This is a genomic window from Methylophilus sp. 3sh_L, from assembly GCF_046766015.1.
Classification (GTDB): Bacteria; Pseudomonadota; Gammaproteobacteria; order Burkholderiales; family Methylophilaceae; genus Methylophilus.
Map to the genome: position 1 here is coordinate 93294 of NZ_JBKOUF010000007.1, position 21059 is coordinate 114352.

Annotated in this window: 23 protein-coding genes; 8 read left to right on the top strand and 15 right to left on the bottom strand. The window is 51.4% G+C overall.

From position 1 onward, the window contains the following. Positions 1–4: 4 nt before the first annotated feature. The gene (locus ACIDF8_RS12665; protein ID WP_412010978.1) at positions 5–1549 is read left to right on the top strand and encodes an RNA polymerase factor sigma-54; all 1545 of its coding nucleotides are present in this window, start codon (positions 5–7) and stop codon (positions 1547–1549) included. Between the two features lie 57 nt (positions 1550–1606). On the opposite strand, the gene tyrS is transcribed toward ACIDF8_RS12665, so the two are convergent. Continuing rightward, positions 1607–2845, bottom strand: coding sequence for a tyrosine--tRNA ligase (gene tyrS / locus ACIDF8_RS12670; RefSeq protein ID WP_412010979.1), 1239 nt, complete (start codon positions 2843–2845; stop codon positions 1607–1609). Between the two features lie 129 nt (positions 2846–2974). On the opposite strand from tyrS, the gene ACIDF8_RS12675 reads away from it, so the two are divergent. Together ACIDF8_RS12675 and gltA are read left to right on the top strand one after the other, a co-directional pair. Then, positions 2975–4102, top strand: a complete 1128-nt coding sequence (locus ACIDF8_RS12675) for an anhydro-N-acetylmuramic acid kinase (RefSeq protein WP_412011046.1) — start codon at positions 2975–2977, stop codon at positions 4100–4102. A gap of 161 nt (positions 4103–4263) precedes the next feature. After that, positions 4264–5553, top strand: a complete 1290-nt coding sequence (gltA, locus tag ACIDF8_RS12680) for a citrate synthase (protein WP_412010980.1) — start codon at positions 4264–4266, stop codon at positions 5551–5553. Positions 5554–5625: 72 nt separating this feature from the next. Here gltA and erpA read toward each other — a convergent pair whose 3' ends face one another. The 6 genes from erpA to rplM all read right to left on the bottom strand — a co-directional run bounded on the left by erpA (position 5626) and on the right by rplM (position 8904). Then, complete coding sequence (gene erpA / locus ACIDF8_RS12685) at positions 5626–5982, bottom strand: iron-sulfur cluster insertion protein ErpA (RefSeq protein WP_412011047.1); 357 nt, start codon at positions 5980–5982, stop codon at positions 5626–5628. 66 nt (positions 5983–6048) lie between these two features. Beyond that, positions 6049–6456 carry a bactofilin family protein gene (locus ACIDF8_RS12690; protein ID WP_412010981.1) on the bottom strand — a complete coding sequence of 136 codons (408 nt, stop codon included), beginning with the start codon at positions 6454–6456 and terminating at the stop codon, positions 6049–6051. Positions 6457–6533: 77 nt separating this feature from the next. Beyond that, positions 6534–6896 carry a hypothetical protein gene (locus tag ACIDF8_RS12695; RefSeq protein ID WP_412010982.1) on the bottom strand — a complete coding sequence of 121 codons (363 nt, stop codon included), beginning with the start codon at positions 6894–6896 and terminating at the stop codon, positions 6534–6536. Continuing rightward, positions 6896–7942: an N-acetyl-gamma-glutamyl-phosphate reductase gene (argC, locus tag ACIDF8_RS12700; protein ID WP_412010983.1), complete on the bottom strand. Its 1047-nt coding sequence runs from the start codon at positions 7940–7942 to the stop codon at positions 6896–6898. Before argC ends, ACIDF8_RS12695 begins: the two co-directional genes overlap by 1 nt. Before the next feature lie 118 nt (positions 7943–8060). Then, positions 8061–8453 carry a 30S ribosomal protein S9 gene (gene rpsI, locus ACIDF8_RS12705; RefSeq protein ID WP_049639496.1) on the bottom strand — a complete coding sequence of 131 codons (393 nt, stop codon included), beginning with the start codon at positions 8451–8453 and terminating at the stop codon, positions 8061–8063. A 22-nt stretch (positions 8454–8475) separates the two neighbouring features. Then, complete coding sequence (gene rplM, locus ACIDF8_RS12710; RefSeq protein WP_049639497.1) at positions 8476–8904, bottom strand: 50S ribosomal protein L13; 429 nt, start codon at positions 8902–8904, stop codon at positions 8476–8478. Positions 8905–9210: 306 nt separating this feature from the next. Between rplM and ACIDF8_RS12715 the strand changes: the two genes are divergently transcribed. Further along, complete coding sequence (locus ACIDF8_RS12715; protein WP_412010984.1) at positions 9211–10821, top strand: FimV family protein; 1611 nt, start codon at positions 9211–9213, stop codon at positions 10819–10821. Here ACIDF8_RS12715 and ubiA read toward each other — a convergent pair. The 6 genes from ubiA to thiS form a co-directional block, all read right to left on the bottom strand. Next, on the bottom strand, positions 10813–11676 hold the full coding sequence (gene ubiA / locus ACIDF8_RS12720) for a 4-hydroxybenzoate octaprenyltransferase (protein ID WP_412010985.1): 864 nt from the start codon (positions 11674–11676) through the stop codon (positions 10813–10815). The two genes, ACIDF8_RS12715 and ubiA, sit on opposite strands and share 9 nt — an antisense overlap. Positions 11677–11700: 24 nt before the next feature. Next, positions 11701–12294 carry a chorismate--pyruvate lyase family protein gene (locus ACIDF8_RS12725; RefSeq protein ID WP_412010986.1) on the bottom strand — a complete coding sequence of 198 codons (594 nt, stop codon included), beginning with the start codon at positions 12292–12294 and terminating at the stop codon, positions 11701–11703. Beyond that, positions 12261–13493, bottom strand: coding sequence for a murein transglycosylase A (locus tag ACIDF8_RS12730; RefSeq protein ID WP_412010987.1), 1233 nt, complete (start codon positions 13491–13493; stop codon positions 12261–12263). The genes ACIDF8_RS12725 and ACIDF8_RS12730 overlap by 34 nt, the downstream gene beginning before the upstream one ends. Positions 13494–13592: 99 nt before the next feature. Then, entirely contained in the window at positions 13593–13976 is a 384-nt protein-coding gene (apaG, locus tag ACIDF8_RS12735) for a Co2+/Mg2+ efflux protein ApaG (RefSeq protein WP_412010988.1), read from the bottom strand. 2 nt (positions 13977–13978) lie between these two features. Then, positions 13979–14761: a thiazole synthase gene (locus ACIDF8_RS12740; protein ID WP_412011048.1), complete on the bottom strand. Its 783-nt coding sequence runs from the start codon at positions 14759–14761 to the stop codon at positions 13979–13981. Positions 14762–14813: 52 nt separating this feature from the next. Next, a complete protein-coding gene (thiS, locus tag ACIDF8_RS12745; RefSeq protein ID WP_412010989.1) occupies positions 14814–15017 on the bottom strand; it encodes a sulfur carrier protein ThiS in 204 nt (67 codons plus the stop codon). Between thiS and ACIDF8_RS12750 the strand changes: the two genes are divergently transcribed. Both ACIDF8_RS12750 and ACIDF8_RS12755 read left to right on the top strand, forming a co-directional pair. After that, positions 15012–15263, top strand: a complete 252-nt coding sequence (locus ACIDF8_RS12750; RefSeq protein WP_412010990.1) for a hypothetical protein — start codon at positions 15012–15014, stop codon at positions 15261–15263. The two genes, thiS and ACIDF8_RS12750, sit on opposite strands and share 6 nt — an antisense overlap. A gap of 91 nt (positions 15264–15354) precedes the next feature. Then, a complete protein-coding gene (locus tag ACIDF8_RS12755; protein WP_194749724.1) occupies positions 15355–15534 on the top strand; it encodes a hypothetical protein in 180 nt (59 codons plus the stop codon). A gap of 266 nt (positions 15535–15800) precedes the next feature. On the opposite strand, the gene gndA is transcribed toward ACIDF8_RS12755, so the two are convergent. Beyond that, complete coding sequence (gndA, locus tag ACIDF8_RS12760; RefSeq protein WP_412010991.1) at positions 15801–17315, bottom strand: NADP-dependent phosphogluconate dehydrogenase; 1515 nt, start codon at positions 17313–17315, stop codon at positions 15801–15803. 167 nt (positions 17316–17482) lie between these two features. Continuing rightward, positions 17483–18223, bottom strand: a complete 741-nt coding sequence (locus tag ACIDF8_RS12765; RefSeq protein ID WP_412010992.1) for a dienelactone hydrolase family protein — start codon at positions 18221–18223, stop codon at positions 17483–17485. Between the two features lie 206 nt (positions 18224–18429). Here ACIDF8_RS12765 and ACIDF8_RS12770 point away from each other — a divergent pair, with 206 nt between their 5' ends. Together ACIDF8_RS12770 and hemL are read left to right on the top strand one after the other, a co-directional pair. Next, positions 18430–19356: a S1 family peptidase gene (locus ACIDF8_RS12770; protein ID WP_412010993.1), complete on the top strand. Its 927-nt coding sequence runs from the start codon at positions 18430–18432 to the stop codon at positions 19354–19356. A gap of 110 nt (positions 19357–19466) precedes the next feature. After that, the gene (gene hemL / locus ACIDF8_RS12775) at positions 19467–20747 is read left to right on the top strand and encodes a glutamate-1-semialdehyde 2,1-aminomutase (RefSeq protein WP_412010994.1); all 1281 of its coding nucleotides are present in this window, start codon (positions 19467–19469) and stop codon (positions 20745–20747) included. Positions 20748–21059: the final 312 nt, after the last annotated feature.

Below are 21059 nucleotides of genomic sequence, written 5' to 3' on the forward strand. Positions count from 1 at the left end.
CGTCATGAAACAGAACCTGCAATTACGTATTTCGCAAAACCTGGCGCTGACTCCGCAGTTGCAGCAGTCTATCCGTTTGCTGCAACTGTCCACGCTGGAGCTGAACCAGGAGCTGGAAACCATCCTGCAAGAAAACCCTTTGTTAGAAATGTCTGACGGAGAAGACGGCGAGTTTGAAGAGGGTTCAGCGCCAGCGGCCAGCCCCGAGCCAGAGCTGACAGATGCCAGCTCGTTTGACATGGCCACGCAGCATGAAATCACAGCACCCGCGGAAAGCTTGCGCGAAGAGCTGCATGACGACCTTGGCGGGAGCGAGAGCGATCTGCCTAACTTAAGCGAGGAATTCACCCCGCCAGAATTTGAAGATGATTATGAGGAGTTTGGCAGTACCAGCAACTGGGATGAGGCCGGCCGCAATCATCAAGAAGATGAAGACAGCGACTTTTCCCGGCAGGAAACCACCAGCATCAGCTTGCGTGAGCATTTAATAGACCAGATCCAGCTGGCACACTTGTCGCAGCGGGACATGAGCCTGGTCAAGTTATTGCTGGACAGCATTAATGACGATGGCTATCTCGAACAGGATTTACAGGAGATCGTTGAGCACCTGCCTCTTGAACTTGAAGTAGAGCTGCTAGAACTGGAAACCGCGCTCAAGCTGATCCAGAACCTGGACCCCCTGGGCGTTGGTGCACGTGATTTACGTGAATGCCTGCTGTTGCAACTGATGCACTTGCCCGCAGAGACGCCATATCTGCAAACGGCGATTGCAATCGCCAAAGACCATTTGGCGCTGCTAGCCAACAAAGACTTTGTCAAACTGCGAAAAGTGCTGGCTTGTGACGAAGCCGCACTCAAAGCCGCACAACAACTGATCCGCCAACAAAACCCCAGACCCGGCAGCGAGTTTTCCAACTTTAGTCACGATCACTTTATCCAGCACGATGTGGTGGTGAAAAAAATCAAAGGCATCTGGGTCGCCTCCTTAAACGATGGAGTGATTCCCAAGCTACGCATCAACCAGATGTACGCAGACATCCTCAAGCGCAACCGCGAGAGCTCAGGCCAATACTTGCAAAGCCAGATGCAAGAAGCCAAATGGATGATTAAAAACATCCAGCAACGGTTCTCGACCATTCTGCGCGTGTCGCAAGCCATTGTGGACCGCCAGCGCAACTTCTTTGAGCACGGGGAAATTGCCATGCGGCCACTGGTGCTGCGTGAAATCGCCGAAGAGCTCGATTTACATGAAAGCACCGTTTCACGTGTCACCACGCATAAGTACATGCTCACACCGCGGGGCGTCTATGAACTCAAATACTTCTTTGGCAGCTCGGTTGCCACCGATGCAGGCGGTTCATGTTCTGCCACGGCCATCCGCGCATTGATCAAGCAAATGGTGGCTGAAGAAAACCCGAAAAAGCCGTTGTCGGACAATCAGATCACCGACACACTCGCCCAGCAAGGCATCGTCGTTGCCCGCCGGACGATTGCCAAATACCGTGAGTCACTGAATATTCCGCCCGCAAATTTGCGCAAATCGCTTTAAAACAAAAGGCCGCATTCGCGGCCTTTTTGCTTGTCGGGACAAACTTATCAATCCCTATTACCTGATCGTAATCTTGGCAAATTTGCGTTTACCAACCTGCGCAACCACCGTGATCCCTTTTGCCAAGGGTAGATTTTTATCGTCGACCTTGACGCTGTCTAGCTTGACACCGCCCTGCTGTATGGCTCGCATCGCTTCGCTAGTACTTTCGACCAGGCCTGCCTGCTTGAGCAATTGGCTAATGCCTATGCTTTCGCCTTCAATGGTCACTGACACTTCAGGCACCTCGTCTGGGATGCCGCCTTTGGCTCGGGTTTGAAAGTCTTGCAACGCTTTTTCTGCGGCAGCTTGGCCATGAAAACGCGCCACAATTTCCTGTGCAAAGCCGACTTTGATATTGCGGGGATTTTCACCAGCTGCGACTTGTGCTTTCCACTCGGCGATGGTTTCCAGTGTCGCAAAAGACAGCAAATCAATGTACCGCCACATCAGTTCATCTGAAATTGACATAATCTTGGCAAAAATAGTCTCTGGCGCTTCACTGATCCCAATATAGTTACCCAGTGATTTGGACATTTTATTCACGCCATCCAGGCCTTCCAGCAGCGGCATCATCAATACACATTGCTGCGCCTGACCCGCCTGCTTTTGCAACTCTCGCCCCATGAGCAGGTTAAATTTCTGGTCAGTGCCGCCAAGCTCAAGATCGGCTTGCAGTGCCACTGAGTCATACCCTTGCAACAGCGGGTATAAAAATTCGTGTATCGCGATCGGTTGATTGCCTTTAAAGCGCTTGGAGAAGTCATCGCGCTCCAGCATGCGGGCCACAGTATGGCTGGCAGCCAACTTGATCATGCCAGCCGCACCGAGCTCACTTAACCATTTGGAGTTAAAAACGATCTCGGTTTTAGCAGGATCAAGGATTTTGAAGACTTGTGCCGCATAGGTATCGGCGTTAGCTTTAACCTGCTCCACGGTAAGCGGCGGGCGCGTAGCACTTTTGCCAGTCGGGTCACCAATCATGCCGGTAAAGTCACCAATCAGGAATAAAATCTGATGACCCAAGTCCTGCAATTGACGCAGTTTATTAATCAGCACAGTGTGGCCCAAATGCAAGTCTGGCGCGGTGGGATCAAACCCGGCTTTAACACGCAGCGGCTTGCCCGTTTTAAGTTTTTCAACCAGCTCTTGCTCGATCAATAACTCATCTGCGCCGCGCTTGATAATCGCCAGCGCTTTTGCAATTTCCGGGCTCAAGGCCTGGGTATCAGATGAGGGTTGCTTGGTATCCGTCATGCTAGGTATCCGTGAAAAATAAAAACGATGCACAGCCCCGGCATCGTCTCAAATTAAGTAAAACAGCTATTTTAACGTAATCCCATGCATTTCTGTAAGCATGGCTGGAGCAGTGTTAAAATGGTGCCCATGCAACTTTCAGCGGATCGCTCCCAGCCACGGTTATTTATTGGTCTCATGTCTGGCACCAGCCTGGATGGCGTGGATGCCGTGCTGACCTCATACACAGGCGAGCAAGTGTCGCAAACGGCCTGTTACTTCCTGCCCTACCCTGAGGAACTGAAACAACAACTGCTAGCCTTGCACACGCCCGCCCAAAACGAGCTCCATGCCGCTGCCGTGGTTGCCAACCAGCTTGCCGAGCTTTATGCGCAAGCTGTCAATCAGCTACTCACACTCGCCGGTACGCCTGCCGATGCCGTAACCGCCATCGGTTGCCATGGTCAGACCATCCGGCACTGTCCAACCCTGGCTAATGGCATGGCATACACCATACAACTGGGCAACCTTGCCCGGCTGGCCGAATTGACAGGTATCACGGTCATTGGCGACTTCAGAAGCCGGGATATTGCGGCCGGGGGGCAAGGCGCACCGTTAGTCCCCGCGTTTCATCAAGCTGTTTTTGCGAGTGCAAACACGCATCGCGTCGTGATCAATATCGGTGGCATTGCCAACCTGAGCGACCTGCCAGCCAACGGGCCAGTGACCGGTTTTGATTCAGGCCCCGGCAACCTGCTCATGGATGCCTGGACGCGCCAACACACAGGCCAACCTTATGATGCCGGTGGACGCTGGGCGGCCAGCGGAAAGGTGAATCAAGCGTTGCTAAATACGCTGATAGCCGATCCTTACTTTGCGCTTGCCACCCCCAAAAGTACTGGTCGCGACCTGTTTAACGACAACTGGTTAATGCAGGCGCTGGCTCAGCATGCTGACAGCGCACAAAATGTGGCGCGTACTTTGCTTGAGTTAACGGCAATCAGTATCACAGAAGCCCTGACGCGCTTCTGCCCAGGGGTTCAAGAAATCTATGTCTGTGGCGGGGGGGCGCATAATCTGGCCTTGATCGATAGACTGCAGGCACTCTCTGAGATGCAGGTGCAACTGACGGATCAATTGGGCGTTGGCGTAGATTGGGTAGAGGCAGTGGCTTTTGCCTGGTTGGCTCAGCGCTGTGTAGACCATTTGCCCGGCAACTTGGCAGCGGTCACCGGCGCAGCAGGTCCGCGTATTCTAGGTGCGATTTACCCCAACTAAAGGATTCCCAAAAGCAGTGCAAACGCACCAATGACTTGATTATATCTGGTGCAGGCTTTTGATTGTTTTTTTAACTTTTCCGCGACAGTCACCGCACAAGCAGTGATAAAACAATACGATTGCGTATAATTTAACCAACTTGATTAAAGACTGAGTACGTTATGGCTACCAAGGCGACCATTACATTTGACAACGATAGTAGCGCAATTGAGCTACCGGTATTAAAAGGCTCACTGGGCACCGATGTGATTGATATCCGCAGCCTGGGCAAACATGGTTATTTCACGTTTGATCCTGGCTTCATGTCTACCGCGTCGTGCAATTCTGGCATCACCTTTATTGATGGTGAAAAAGGATTGCTTTACTACCGTGGCTATCCGATTGAACAACTGGCGGAAAATTGCGACTTCCTTGAGGTCTCGCATCTGTTGCTGCATGGGGAACTGCCTGACCACAAGCAACGTGAAGAATTCGTTAGCACCATCAGCGAGCACACCATGTTGCACGACCAGATGAGCAATGTATTCCGAGGTTTCCGCCGCGATGCGCACCCGATGGCGGTCATGATCGCAGTGGTCGGCGCCATGGCCGCCTTCTATCCAGACAACAACAATGTGTCCGACCCGGAATCACGCAAAGTCGCAGCCATGCGACTGCTGGCCAAAGTCCCTACGATTGCCGCATGGAGCTACAAATACAATATCGGCCAACCATTTATGTATCCCAAAAATAAATTGGGCTATGCAGAGAACTTCATGCACATGATGTTCGCCACGCCATGTGAAGAATATGTCCCCAACCCGATTCTGGCCCGCGCATTTGAACGTATCCTGATTCTGCATGCAGATCACGAGCAAAATGCTTCCACCTCTACTGTCCGCCTGGTCGGCTCCAGTGGCGCCAATCCTTTTGCCTGTATCGCGGCCGGCATCGCCTCACTATGGGGTCCCTCACACGGGGGCGCTAACGAAGCCACCCTCAACATGCTGGAAGAAATCGGCGACGTCAGCCGCATTGGTGAATTCATCAAACGCGCCAAAGACAAAACCGACAGCTTCCGCCTGATGGGCTTTGGCCACCGCGTTTACCGCAATATGGACCCACGCGCCTCCATCATGCGCAAAACCTGCCACGAAGTACTCAATGAGCTGGGCCTGCACGATGACCCAATGTTCAAACTGGCAATGGAACTGGAAAAAATTGCGCTTGAGGACGAATACTTCGTTTCCCGCAAATTGTATCCAAATGTGGACTTCTACAGCGGCATCGTCATGCGCGCCATGGGGATTCCTAACTCGATGTTTACGGCCATTTTTGCCCTGGCGCGCACTGCAGGCTGGATTTCACAATGGTGTGAAATGAATGCAGACCCTGACCAGAAGATTGGCCGTCCGCGCCAGCTTTATGTCGGTTCAGAAAGAAGAGAGTTTGTGCCACTGCATCAGCGCTAACCCCATGAGACAGCCGTAAAAAAACGCCAGACAAGTCTGGCGTTTTTTTATTTTGAAACGCTTGATTAAACTTTAAACCGAGAACGAGCTGCCACAGCCGCAAGTGGTCGTCGCATTTGGGTTACGAATCACGAACTGGGAGCCTTGCAGGCTATCGGTATAGTCGATTTCGGCGCCCATCAGATATTGCAGGCTCATCGGGTCAATCAGCAAGGTCACGCCGTCTTTATCGACCTGCGTATCGTCATCATTCACCTGCTCTTCAAAAGTAAACCCGTACTGAAAGCCTGAGCAACCACCACCGCTCACAAACACGCGTAGTTTTAAATCTGGCGTACCTTCTTCATCAATCAGCTCTTTAACCTTTTTAGCAGCATTGTCGGTAAACACCAAAGGGCTAGGCATTTCAAGGGTGGCTTCTGTGGTCATCATAGACTCCTGTAAAATTCGTAATCAATATATGGCGGTAATCCGCCGGATTTCAAGTGGCCGCGCTTAGCTGGCTTCTGTCGTTGATGTTTCTGTGGGGCTGGCTTCGGCCTGCTCGCCCAAGTAGATCAGTTTTCCTTCAATCACAGCGCCTGTATGCATTTCGAGCGACTTGTAATACAGGTCACCGATAATACGCGCTTTGCTTTGCAGCTCAATAAAAACAGAAGATCGCACAGGCCCGCGTATCATTCCGTTTAATACAATTTTAGAGGCTTCAACGGCGCCAGTCACGGCCCCATTTTCACTAATAATCAGCGTGCTTGGATGCGCTTGCTTTTCAATCACATTACCGACAATCAAGCCATCTACTCTTAAGCCACCGGCAAACTGCATATTGCCATTTAACTGCGTTTCATGGCCAATCAGGGTATCAATGTGACTATCGATTTGAACACTTTTCTTGAAAAACATGCGACTTCCTGTTCCAAATTTACTTAAATGGCAATCCCGCTCACGCTAGCACACGCTTCATCTCTGCGCCCTCAACTTCAGTGCTTGGTCATGTTCTTGTAAAACACCAACTCTTCTTTGAGCTTGATATTTTCATCTTGTTGCGCCGTCAGCGTCTTGGCTAGGTTATTACTCGTGGCTAACTCGACCTGCAGCTCACGCTGGGAGGCGATGAGTTTTTTCTGTAATTCAATATTTTCAGCGGTGACTTGGCGCAGCCGCTGACGAACATTCTCACTGTCGTCATCATGCAACACCCAGTAAGCCAATGCAAAGCCAATCACCACGTAAGAGACCGCCAACATGCCCTGGAAGTACCAAGGGCGATGTGAGCGCACCGCGACCTGTTTGGCAGTCAGGCCGAAGTGATTTCTGAGTCTTCTGCGGATGGGCCTGATCATTAGGGCAACAATGGCAATACTTGCAAACCAGCCTCTGGATCAAAGTCGAACATCAAGTTCATATTCTGCACTGCCTGACCAGAAGCCCCTTTGACGAGGTTATCCTGCACCACAATGATTGTGACATAATCATCTGTCTGCGGGTATATCGCCATCCTTAAAACATTCGATCCACGCACTGAACGTGTTTCTGGCAAGGCGCCGGCAGGCATCACATCCACAAATACCGAACCTTGGTAACGCTGCTCATAAAGCTGTTGTAAAGACTGCTGCTTCGCCTGTGCATTGAGTTTAACATGTAGCGTGCTCAACATACCACGGATCATCGGAATCAGGTGCGGCACAAAGATCAGCTGTACAGCATCATTGCCTGAGAGCTTTTTGAGCTGGGCCAGAATCTCGGGATGGTGCCTATGACCAGCCACACCATATGCCCTGAGATTGTCACTTGCTTCAGAAAACAAGGTAGCAACCTCTGCTTTTCTACCCGCACCTGAGACGCCGGATTTGGCATCCGCAATGATGGGGACAGAGAAATCAATCAAACCTTGCTCCAGCAAGGGCGCCAAACCCAGCAATACAGTAGTTGGATAACAGCCTGGATTACCAATCACTTGCGCCTGCTGCACATCCTTAGCATACAACTCTGGCAATCCATACACAGCCTGCTGCAAAATGTCGGTGCAACTATGTGGCAGCTTGTACCATTTTTCAAACACAGCAGCATCTTGCAAGCGGAAATCTGCTGCCAGATCAATGACCTTAACACCAGCGGCCAACAGAGCAGGCGTCTGCGCCATGGCAACCCCGTGCGGGGTAGCAAAGAAAACCACGTCACATTGGGTCAAATCAACGGTCGCAGGATCACTAAATGCCAAATCCACCACGCCACGCAGACTAGGAAACATATCAGCAACAGGCAAGCCCGCTTCACCACGAGAGGTAATGACCTGCAACTGCACATTCGGGTGACGTGCCAGCAAACGCAATAACTCTACACCAGTATATCCAGTGCCACCAACGATGCCTACCTTGATCTTTTCCATCTGCCTAATCCAGTTGAGGGATTAAAACGCACAGGGCGTAAAAAGTTAATTAATATAAATGAAAAAGGCCGCCAATGCGACCTTTTTGCACAACAGGTTTGTAACAAACGTTGAAAAATTAACGTTTGGAGAACTGTTTACGACGACGTGCTTTACGCAGACCGACTTTCTTACGTTCAACTTCACGTGCATCACGTGTTACGAAACCAGCGTGAGACAATGCGCTCTTCAAAGCCGCATCGTAGTCGATCAACGCACGGGTGATACCGTGACGAACTGCACCAGCCTGACCGGATTCACCACCACCGTGCACATTGACCAAGATGTCAAAGCTAGCAGTGTTGTTAGTCAATTCCAGTGGCTGACGCAAAATCATGCGAGAAGTTTCGCGTGAGAAGTAAACGTCAGCTGGCTTGTCGTTAACAACGATATTGCCACTACCGGACTTAATGAACACACGTGCCACTGAACTCTTGCGGCGGCCTGTGCCGTAGTTGTATTTACCGATCATGTTTTATCCTAATCGTCTTGAATTAGATGGTTAATGTTTGTGGTTGCTGCGCAACGTGCTCGTGCTTGTCGCCCGCATACACTTTCATTTTTTTGATCATGGCATAGCCCAAAGGACCTTTTGGCAACATGCCTTTGACCGCTTTTTCCAACGCACGGCCTGGGAAACGGTCTTGCATTTTGGAGAATGAAGTAGTGGTGATACCGCCTGGATACCCGGAGTGACGGTGGTACAGTTTGTCACCAGCCTTGTTACCGGTTACTTTAATTTTGTCCGCATTGACTACGATGATGTAGTCGCCTGTATCCACGTGTGGTGTGTAAATAGCTTTGTGCTTACCACGCAGGCGATGAGCGATTGCGCTAGCCAGACGGCCCAATACCAAGTCTGTGGCGTCAATCACGAACCAGTCACGTTGTACTTCATGCGATTTTGCTGAAAAAGTTTTCATTTTATAACTACCGAGTTATAGCGTATAAATTAAGAGGGCGGATTATATGCCAGCTTGAGAAAGCTTGTCAACGGATTATTCTAAAATAATCCAAGACAGAAGGTGTGTATCTTTGCCAAGCAGTGAGGCATGCAGATTTGCCTGTGCTTGCCATCAATTTTGCAAATAAGTTGATGTAAAGTATGCTTTTTAGGCAAAAGCGCTTTGTTTTTTCAGGAATAATTGCAAACAGGTGCTATATTAGCTTAAGTTTTAACTTCACGCACTCAATCATTTTAACCGTAGCGATTACAAAATAATATTTTCATGCGCTTAGGCAATCCACAGAGGCGTCAGTCCATTATCAACACGGCATTGGGCCATACGGCATGGCCATTGTATTTTTTGTTGGCGCATATTTCAGCCTTGCAAGCCGCAGACTTATCTGCACTCCGCTTTGAATCTGAACCAGGTCAACCATTGGTGGCACAAGTCCCCGTCACCAATATCACGGTGAATACAGATGTCAGCTGCTTTCAATTAGCGCAATCTGTAGCTGATATGGTGCATTTGGAATACACCACCCTGAGCACTGAGCGTGGAATGCTCATGCTATGGTCAGAGCGGGCAATGACAACCCCAGTCAAACTGACATTAACAGATCAGTGCCAGCACACCTCGCAACAATTTACCCTATATCCGGACATGAAGGTTTCTTTCGAGCAGGCCGCCGCTGTGGACACAGCTGCACTGCAAGGTAACCAAGCGTCCACGGCATTACTGGCGCCGGTCACCGAGCCTGTGCAGACAGGCATTCCTCTGGAGGCCTATGACAAGCTCCAGGGACAAGTCAATGAATTGCAACAGGCATTTAATACCCTGCAAAGCAAATCAGATATGCTGTACGCAACCAGCTTGGCACAAACCAACCTGCTGACTTCGCTGAAGACGCAACTGGTTCGCCTGCAAAATGAAAACCATCTGCTTCGCACGCTGGTGATGACATTAGGATTGACATTGATTGCCAGCGGGTTTTTCTTTGCCGACTGGCTCAGGAGGCACACAGCAGTGCCCAAACGCATCAAGGGGCGCGCGCCGCAAGCAGCCATGGAGGAAGCCACCGGCCCAGCCACCCAGCCACATACTAGCCAGCGCTTTGCAAGCACGCTGCCGCCTTTAACCAGCTCGCCGGATCATTCACCTCAGGGACCGTCGACCCAGCCACCGCTGCAGATGAAAGCAGGCAGCCGTCTAAAAGCGGTTCCTACCCACGCCAATGATGATGTGCTCGGTTTGGAAGCGGTTCCCCAAAAACTCAGTTCGCAAAAAAGCACGCAGTCCGTGATGCAAGATGCATCACGACTGTTTACCCATGGCCGCGTCAATCAGGCGATAGAACATTTACAGCAACACTTGGCCAAACATCCTAAATGCTCCCCCTGGATGTGGTTGTATTTACTGGATTTACTGTCCAAGGAAGGAAAACGCCAAGAGTTTGACATGATGGCCAGCGAATGCCGTAAGCATTTCAACCTGAATGTAGAACATGCGCCAGATCCCAAACAACAAGGCATCGAATCATTTCCGCGGGTGATGAAAGCCTTGCAACAGGCTTGGGGCACGCCGCAAGTGATCGCCCTGATTGACGACTTGGTTTACAACACCCGTCTCGTCCCTCGCATGGGTTTTGAACGCAGCGTCTTTGAGGACCTGATGCTGTTAAAAGAAATTGCTTGCCAGACACAAAACCTGCCTGCAATGCCGCCGCCCACCAAAACTTCTGCGGAAGAAGTCTCCATGAGCGGAAATTTGCGTGAGCTTCAACAACTCTCAGAAGACCTTTACATTCTGGCCCCGGCCGAACAGGCGCCTTTCCAGTATTGGACTGACTTCACGTTTGAGCTGGATGAATCCTCCATCTCACGCAAATCAGCCTAAGTAATAGCCGCAAGCCATACCGGCGGTTAATGCGCCACCTATCCAGATATTCTCAAGAAATCCTTTAAAGCAGTCTTCGCGCTGGCGGCGGCTGATCAAGCGGTATTGCCTCACCAATTGCAAGGCAGCGAACAGCCATCCCAGCCAGAATGCCCAGCCCAACATCAACTGCCAGGCAACCCCTGCCACGATTGCCAACATTACGACCTGACAGACCAGGATGGCTAATACGTCCCAACGACCAAACGTAATCGCCGACGAGCGGATGCCTATTTTAAGGTCATCCTCACGGTCCACCATGGCATAGGCCGTGTCATAAGCCACAGACCATAAGATATTCGCCAATAACAACCACCATGCGATCGAGGGCACTTGCCCCTGCAGGGCCACAAACGCCATGGGGATGCCAAAGCCGAAGGCGATGCCTAAATAGGCCTGGGGAATGGCAAAAAAGCGTTTAGTATAAGGATAGCTCACCGCGAGGAACAACGCCGGCACAGACCACAGCACCACCTGCATGCCTAGCGTACACACCAGCGCAAACGCCAGTAAAGATAATCCCAATGCGACGGCATAGGCTTCTTTCACTGAAATCTCACCTGTGGCTAACGGCCTGCGTTGCGTGCGCGCGACTGCGCCATCCCAGCCGCGGTCAGCAATATCATTCAATGCACATCCCGCCGAGCGCATCAATATTGTCCCTAATACAAACACCGTTGCCACCCACGGATCGGGATACCCTGCCCCCGCAATTAACAGCCCCCATAATGTAGGCCAAAGCAATAACCATATTCCTACCGGTTTATCCAGCCGAGTGAGGCGATAATACGCATGCCAGTTGACGGATGACGGCATTAGAAACACTTTCCGATTAAAAAATTAACCATTGTCTTGCTCCACACAGGCCGGCAAAAACACCTCAGTGACCAGCAAGAGGTGCTGATGCAGACAAAATAAGGAGCGTCTGGCCCAAAGGGGAGATTGCTGCAACTGCGGGTGATAACGGCATACCGTCTGATGCAGGGGATGATGGGCGCATAACTTACGGAACTGCAACGGCCCACGCCTCACCCTGGGATTGGCAAACAGTGCCGCCCCGAGTGGCATCCGGCCGATGCTGCGCAGACGACTCCATGGGCCACGCAAATCCTGACGCGCGATGACGCTATGCGCAAACACCCGTGACTGCCCATTGCCCGTCAACATGACCTCGCGTACCCATGCCTGACAAGCCGCGTTTATTCGCAAAATCGACTGCTCATCCACATACGGCTTGCGCCAGTCTTGCGACAGCAACGCCACAGAAAACGCCGGATAATGTTTTTTTAACCGGGCGGTTAACGAACCTCGTTCAAGCAACCAGGGCCTGAAGGCTGTGTGACCAACCACCCTAGGCTGCCAAGCAGCCTCGCATGACCGTGTGTGCTGTGGCATACCCATCAATGCGGCAAAGGAAATGTTTTGGGTAACCATACCCACAATTTCCCCTGCTGACGCATGGCCCCCGCCAATTTTCCAGCAGCCTCGCCTTCCCCCCAGTACACATCAGCACGCACCCCACCCTTGATAGCTCCCCCTGTATCCTGGGCTTGCATCAGTTGCTGCAACGGGGTGGCATCGTTCGGGTAAGTGGTCGCCAGATAAACAGGGGCACCCAGCGGAATATAAAAAGGATCGACAGCAATACTCCGTGCCGCTGTCAGCGGCACCCCTAGCGCGCCCAATGGGCCAGACAAGCCGGGCGGAAGCAATTTAAAAAAGACATAGCTGGGATTCGCATCCAGCAAACCGCGCAACTGATCAGGATGCTGTTGCGCCCAAGTCTTGATCCCTTGCATGGAGGCCTCACTGGCGGCCATTTCTCCACGCTCAACCAGTATCTTGCCTATGGACTGGTAAGGATGTCCGTTCTGGTCTGCGTAACCCACAGGGACACGCTCACCATTTTCGAGCATCACAATCCCGGACCCTTGCACTTGTAAAAAAAACGCTTCTACTGGATCACTGACCCAGAGCAACTCGCTACCATTGAGCGGCGATTGCGGCTGTTCAATTTCGGCCCGCGTATAATAGGGAACCAGGGTTTGACCTTGCACGCGGCCACGCACGCGCTTGTATTTTAGCTCAGGGAACAAACCTGACAAATTCACCGTAATCAGGTCAGTCGGGACCTGGTAAAGCGGGACGCGGTAACGAGCACTTGCCTGCCTGGCTCCTTGTAGCACGGGCTGGTAATAGCCGGTGATCAAGCCCTGCTCAGCCCCCTCCGGTTGCTGTGTGGCATAAACATTAAAATATTGCTGCCAGTAGGCCTGTATGGCAGCGGCATCCTCTGCCTTGACCATCAGCGCAGCTGCACAAACCGCTTTCCAGTCAGCTTTGTTTTTGAGCCCTTGACAGCCTTGCAACCAGGCACGCCAGCTGGCAACCCAATCCTCTTTTTCCAAGCCAGGCATATCAGCCCATTGTGCCGATTTCAGCAACCCAAATGGCTGTGCGGGGGGCACCGTGGGCACACTGCCTGTGGTACTTGGCTTCTCACTCACAGGCTTGCCAGTAGGCGGCTTAACGGAAGTATCACTGGTTGGCACAGTCTGGCAGCCTGCCAGCCATAGCAGGCTGAACAATACAACACACTGACGGAAGATAAGGCTTTTTTGGGTGGCTAACACGTTTGTGACTTCAAATAAAAGACCGATTTAAGGGCCTGCGGCCTAGACCAGAAAGGAAATAGGCAACTTATCCAGCGCGCTTTTAATGCAAACACGCCGCTAATGTAAACCCGCCGCCTGGTGCAGCCAGAAAGTTGGAATATCCACTTCAAACCAGTGACCATCAACGGCCACCATTTGGTAGGTGCCATACATTTCGCCACTCGGCGTGCTGAACATAACACTACTGGTATAGCGGTATTCTGCATCAGGCGCCAGCAAGGGTTGCTCACCAACCACGCCCAGGCCTTTTACCTCACGGACCTGCTGCATGGCATCAGTAATCACCCAATGACGACTAATCAACTGGGCGGGCGTTTGCCCGGTATTGCGGATCGTTATCGTGTAGGCATAAATGTACTGGCCAGCTGCAGGCGAAGACTGGTCAGCCAGATACTCTGTCTCAACTGAAACTTGGCAGGCGTAAAGGGCGCGTTCGGTCACACTTATCCTATCATGCCAGTGGTTGGCGAACTGGGGCTGGCTGAATACAGTTTTTTCGCCATACGCCCGGCCAGGAATGACTCACGTCCCGCCTCAATCGCCTTTTTCATCGCCCCTGCCATCAATACTGGATCACGCGCAGCCGCAATGGCGGTATTCATCAACACGCCGGCACACCCCAGCTCCATTGCAATCGCCGCATCAGAAGCACAACCGACACCGGCATCCACCAAGACCGGAATCTTGGCATTTTCAATGATGATCTGCAGGTTCCATGGATTTAAAATCCCCATGCCGGAACCAATCAGTGAAGCCAGCGGCATCACAGCCACGCAACCAATATCCTCCAGCTGCTTGGCAATAATCGGGTCATCTGAAGTGTATACCATCACCTCAAATCCCTCTTTCACCAGCGTTTTGGCGGCGGCAATGGTTTCGGTGACATTAGGATACAGGGTATTCGGATCGCCCAGCACTTCCAGCTTCACCAGGCGGTGATCATCTAGCAATTCGCGCGCCAAGCGCAAGGTACGCACAGCCTCTTCGGCGCTGTAACAGCCCGCAGTATTTGGCAAATAGGTAAACTCGCTTGGCGGCAAATAATCCAGCAACGAGGGTTCGTTTGCGTTTTGACCAATGTTAGTCCGGCGGATGGCAACGGTAATAATTTCAGCGCCACTGGCGTCTATCGCAGCACGTGTCTGCGTAAAGTCCTTGTATTTGCCAGTGCCAACCAGCAATCTGGACTGATAACTTTTACCGGCGATTACCAAAGCGTCATTCATCATTAAAACTTTCTACTCCATTCTTAGCATCAACATCCTGGCGCAACTTTAATTAACCGCCACCGACCGCACCCACGATTTCCAGTCGGTCATCCGCTTGCAACTGCACTGCGGCAAACTGGCTGCGCGGCACAATATCGCCATTGCGCTCAATCGCAATCCGCTTGCCCGTCAGTTGCATATGTTCAACCAGGGCTTGCACACTCATAGCCTCTGTAGCAAGTTGCATCGCTTTACCATTGACAAAAATTTGCATGCTGCTTTTAAAGGTTTTATCAAACAAGCCGATATTCTACGAAAAATAAGCGGATTTGGCTTTCAGTTTTTACTTCAAGATTTTTCAAAGCCATCTTCAACGCGTGTCATCCAAGCTAGAGGAGTATGCGTTATTTTAAGCGTGAACATGGCACCATGTTTGCTTGAATGTTGCAGCAATACAAATATGCCTGAAGAATTTGACAAGTTTGGTCACTACGGCAAATTCCGCATTGCTGCACAGTGAACTTTTTGTTAATTTTGGCGCCACAAGCACGACGAACACAATTCGTTGTTTTGTGTAATGAATATTGAGAATCCCAAAAGGAAGAGTAAAAATGCAAATTGTAGAATCCTACCAAGCCGTTTCATCACAACATTTTTTGATTGATGAAATTTACGCCCCCAGCCTCAATAATGCTGCTCCGAACGCAAAAGCGTTTGCCGAAGAACAGCAACACCTGAAAGCAATCAACGAGCTTCATCGCTTTTTAGAATCTAGTTGCGACTGCGTTTAAGACGCAGGGCGTTTCACACCGACCCTACACCGGGTCACTGATTTTAAGATTGGAGCGTTGACTCCAATCGGTTAACTCTAGCTAAAGTGAGTAGAACTTAATTATCTACTCATCACTGGAATCCTTTACTCACGCAAAAATGAGACAAACAAAAAAAGATGGCCTATAAGGCCATCTTTATTTTTTTCAGCGCTTATTAAGTTTTGGTTATCCATGCCAGTGGTTGCCGTACAAGACCACCACTGGCAGCTCAACCTGACAGAGCGTTACTCAACAACCAACTGTGGACGACCGGCTTCTGGCCAATCCAGGTGGAAGAACTGACCGCGCGCCTGGTCTTTACGCTCGTAGGTATGCGCACCGAAGTAATCACGCTGACTTTGCAGCAGGTTGGCTGGCAAGTCTGCACTTCTGTAACCGTCATAATAAGCCAGTGCGGCCGCAAAACCTTGTGCAGGGATACCGTTGGTGACCGCCAGTGCAATCACTTTACGCCAGCCCGCTTGACCTTCGTTCATCGCATTGGTGAAGTAAGGGTCCAGCATCAGATTTTTCAAACGTGAGTTCAATGCATAAGCATCGGTGATTTTTTGCAGGAAACGCGCGCGGATGATACAACCACCACGCCAGATCTGGGCAATTTCACCAAAATTGAGTTTCCAGTTATAGGCCACCTGTGCTTTATCAATGAGCTGGAAGCCTTGTGCATAAGCGCAGATTTTGGAGCAATACAAGGCGTTCTTGATCGCCTCAATGGTTGCTGCCTTGTCTTTTTCTTGCACAATCGCCGGGCCTTTGAGGATCTTGCTGGCTTCAACACGCTCCTCTTTCAGGCTGGATAATGCACGCGCATAGACGGCAGCTGCAATCGCATTGGCGGGCGCGCCCAACTCCAGCGCATTGGCTGCCGTCCACTGGCCGGTCCCTTTTTGACCGGCAGTATCCAGAATCTGGTCAACCAGGAAGCCTTTGCCAGCAGGATCTTTTTGTTGCAGGATATCTGCCGTAATTTCAATCAGGAAACTGGACAGCTCACCTTTGTTCCACTCGGCGAACACTTTGCCAATCTCGTCTGCCGGCATGCCCAACAAGTTCTTCATCAACCAGTAGGCTTCACAGATTAACTGCATATCAATGTACTCAATGCCGTTGTGCACCATTTTCACATAGTGACCAGCACCGTCTGGGCCAATGTATTCCGCACAGGAGAAACCGCCCTGGACAGGCTTGCCTGGGGCGCCGCCTTCTAACGGGGTGCCGGTGACAGGATCCACTTTGGCGGCAATATCACGCCAGATCGGCTCGAGGCTGGCCCAAGCTTTGCGGGTGCCAGAAGGCATCAGTGAAGGACCGAAACGGGCGCCAGTTTCACCGCCAGAGACGCCGGAGCCAATAAACTCAATGCCTTTGGCCGCGAGCTCTTTTTCGCGACGGATGGTATCCGTCCACAACGCATTACCACCATCAATAATAATATCCCCTTGCTCCAGGAAAGGCAGCAGGGCATTAATCGTCACATCGGTCGCGCTACCGGCTTTTACCAGCAACACAATCTTGCGTGGGCGCTTGATGCTTAATACAAAAGAGGCCAAATCAGCATGTCCCACCACACGCTCGTGTGAAGGCTCATTCTTTTTACACTCCTCGATAAAATTCAGCATTTTTTTCGGGTCACGGTTATAGACCGCGATGGTATAGCCGTGATCCGCAATGTTTAGTGCCAGGTTTTGGCCCATCACTGCCAATCCTACCAATCCAATATCCGCATTTTTTGTAGTCATAGTTCTCTCTAAAAGGGTTAATTTAGTTGAAAAAAAAGCACAGGCTTTTGGCCTGTGCTTGGACTAGGGCATGTATTGAATATTCCATGCAAGTTGTTTTGAGAGTCGCAACTGGCATAACATATTCAGAGCACCTTAGTTTTCTTTCGCTCAAGTATTCCGGTGACTTACTTGAGTACGTTACCGAACATCTGCAAGGTCAATTGATATCCGATGTTGACCAGCTGCGCATCGTAACGTTCACCTTCATCGCGCATAAAGGCATGTTGTCCATTAAATTCATGCCAGGTGTAATGCAGGCCGGGCACCGCTGCAAAGCGGTTGTAAAGCTCAGCACGTTTATCGCCAGGAATGTGTGGATCCTGCTTACCCCAGATCATCAGCAACTCACCCTTGATCTCGCCAATGCGGTCCATACTATGCTGACCGGGCTGGTTAGGGATAATCGTCGTGTGCAAATCAGTGGCGTAGAAACAGGCCGTCGCTTTAACCTCAGGTTGCAAGGCGGCGCGGAATGCCAGATGGCCGCCGATACAGAAACCCGCCGCGCCCAGCTTGCCGTCATACCACGCCTGTTTGTTCAGGTAATCAATCATGGCACGGTTGTCGGTGTCATATGCCTGCACGTCTTTGGCCATTTTGTCGGCGTTGCCTTTGTCGCGACCGGCGTCATCGTAACCTAATACGGTACCAATCGGATTCAACTCATGGAACACTTCTGGCACCAACACGGCATAGCCATGCCCAGCCAAAAAGCGCGCTGCACGTTCAATTGGGCCCGTCTGCTGAAAAATTTCAGAGTAAAACAAAACCGCAGGTACTTTGCCATCGTGTTTTGGACGATGAACATAAGTACGCATCACCCCGGTTGGGGTGTCCAAATCAACGATTTCGCTCGTAATCAGCATGATAAATCCTTAAACAATCAAAAAATACCGGCTATTCTAGCGCTGTTTGCATGGCTTTTCACGGGTATTGTGCGAGTGCACGCAGAATTTTTTGCAATTTATCCAGACAAACCTGAGATGGTTTCTACCCATGCCCAATAACCGGAGCTTGTATGCGCACTCTATACAAAGTTATTTGCTTGATTATCTTCAGCACGCACACGTTGATGGCCCAGACTGAGCTCGACCACGAACTGGTTTATCGACTCAAAGGCTCTGTGGTCAAAGTACACAGCATGACACAATCCGGTGGACATGGCGTCGGGAGTGGCGTGGTGGTCGCCGCGGATACAGTCGCCACCAACTGCCATGTGCTGGCGAACAGCAGCGGCGTCAGCGTTTCCAAATTCGGTGATAGCGTCAGCCCGGTTGGCATGGTCGCGGACTGGAAACACGATATCTGCCTGTTGAAATTTCAATACCTGGAGCTACCGGCCGTCAAACTGGGCAGCACCCGCGCATTACATTATGGCGATACTGTTTTTTCGATTGGCTTTCCAGGGGGACCGCCTAAACCACAAACCATCGCCGGCCACATTAAAGCCTTGTATCCCTATGACGGCAGCCTGATTGTCCGCTCCGATGCAGCGTTTATCATGGGCGCCAGTGGCAGCCCGACCTTTAACCAGGCGGGCGAACTGGTGTCTTTGAGTACGTTTAAAAGCCCTGGTAAATATGCCTACTTTTACAGTGTGCCGGTCGAGTGGATACAAAACCTGCTTAGCAAACCCGCCAGCAACACGACGCAAGCAGAGGCAACCGCCTTTTGGGACCAGCCTCTGAATGAACGCCCGCTCTGGATGCAAGTCGTGATCCCCTACCAAAACAGTGACTGGCCAGCTGTGGAGCACATCGCGCGCGCCTGGTTAAGCCAGCAAGCGGACGCCGCAGAAGCACATTTCTATCTTGCCAGTGCGCTGCATGGACAAGGTCAGCTGGCGGCAGCGCAGCAAGCCTATTTAAAAGCGACCACGCTAGAGCCGAATTATCTGGAAGCTTGGTCAGGGCTGGCATTGCTTGCGCAACAATCTGCGCAGCCAACCTTGCAGGCGGAAGCTGAACGTCATCTGCAACAGCTAGACGGCCAACCATAACAGGCCTGGCCTGCATGCTTCCCGGTGAGCAATCCAGCCAAGCGCAAGCATGATCAATACAAAAGGCTCTGCTAGAATAACGTTTTTAATGTTTACCCGATTGCCCCGTCATGACCTCTCGCAACCAGCAACTGTTTGAAAAATCCCAGCAACTGATTCCAGGCGGTGTCAATTCGCCAGTACGCGCGTTCCGCAGCGTCGGTGGCACGCCCATCTTCTTCAAAAAAGGGTTAGGCTCAAAATTGTGGGATGCAGACGGCAAAGAATATATCGACTACATCAACTCCTGGGGACCGATGATTTTGGGGCATGCCCATCCAGAGGTCATTGCCGCCGTACAGCAAGCCGCCGCAAACAGCCTGAGTTTTGGTGCGCCGACCGGCCTAGAACTCGAAATGGCTGAGTTAATTAATCAATTGGTGCCCAGCATGGAACAAGTGCGCCTGGTCAGCAGTGGGACAGAAGCCACCATGAGCGCCATTCGGGTGGCGCGCGGGTTCACCAAACGCAACAAGATCATTAAATTTGAAGGCTGTTACCATGGGCATGCTGATGCGCTGTTGGTGAAAGCGGGCTCTGGCCTGCTGACCTTTGGCGAGCCAAGCTCTGCCGGTGTGCCGCCAGAAGTGGCTGCGCATACCCTGACGCTCGATTACAACAATACGCAAATGCTCAAAGAAACATTTGCCAGCATCGGTGATGAAATTGCCTGCGTGATTCTGGAGCCTGTGGTCGGCAATATGAACCTGATTGTGCCGCACCGAGAGTTCTTAACCACCTTGCGTGAACTGTGCAACCAGCATGGCACCGTACTGATTTTTGATGAGGTCATGACCGGTTTCCGCGTAGCCCTAGGCGGTGCCCAGGCACTGTATGGCATCACACCTGACATGACGACTTTAGGCAAAGTGATTGGTGGCGGCCTGCCAGTGGGCGCCTTTGGTGGGCGTAAAGAGATTATGAGCGTGCTGGCTCCGTTGGGTCCGGTCTATCAGGCAGGCACACTGTCTGGCAACCCCGTGGCAGTAACGGCCGGGCTGACCACCCTCAAGCTGGTTCAGGCACCCGGCTTTTACGAGGCATTAACAGCAAAAACAACGCAATTAATGGATGGCATGAAGCAAGCTGCGCAAAAAGCCGGCGTCACCTTTAGCGCACAAAGTGTAGGGGGCATGTTTGGCCTCTATTTCAGTGCCAGCAACCCTACCAGCTACGCCGACATGATGCAGGCAGATAAAAATGCCTTTAATCACTTCTTCCACAGTATGCTGGATAGTGGCATTTATCTGGGCCCTTCTGCATTTGAGGCGGGCTTTGTCTCGGCGGCCCATAGCGATGACGATATTCGCCAAACAGTGCAAGCGGCTGAACAAGCCTTTGCCAGCCTGTAATCCCGCTTTTTAGGCGTGGCGATCCAACCTTGGGTCGCCACTGAATCACTTCGCATGGTTGTTTCGCGCGATGTACCTTTTTATGCAGGGTGCCAGCCAAGCAGTTTGGGCTTTTCTTTCTGCGACATCGTCACACTCTCCAAGCACTACGGCTCAGGCTTTTGCCCAGCGCAAAACTCTAAACGCTCAGCGATTTTGTAGCTGGCAGAATCCAAAGACGCTCACCCCCGCTGCAACCCGTGATTGGCACCTAACAATGACACGCGCCCAGGCCCATTTAAATGGTAAATAAAAACCATTCTCAACTAAAAA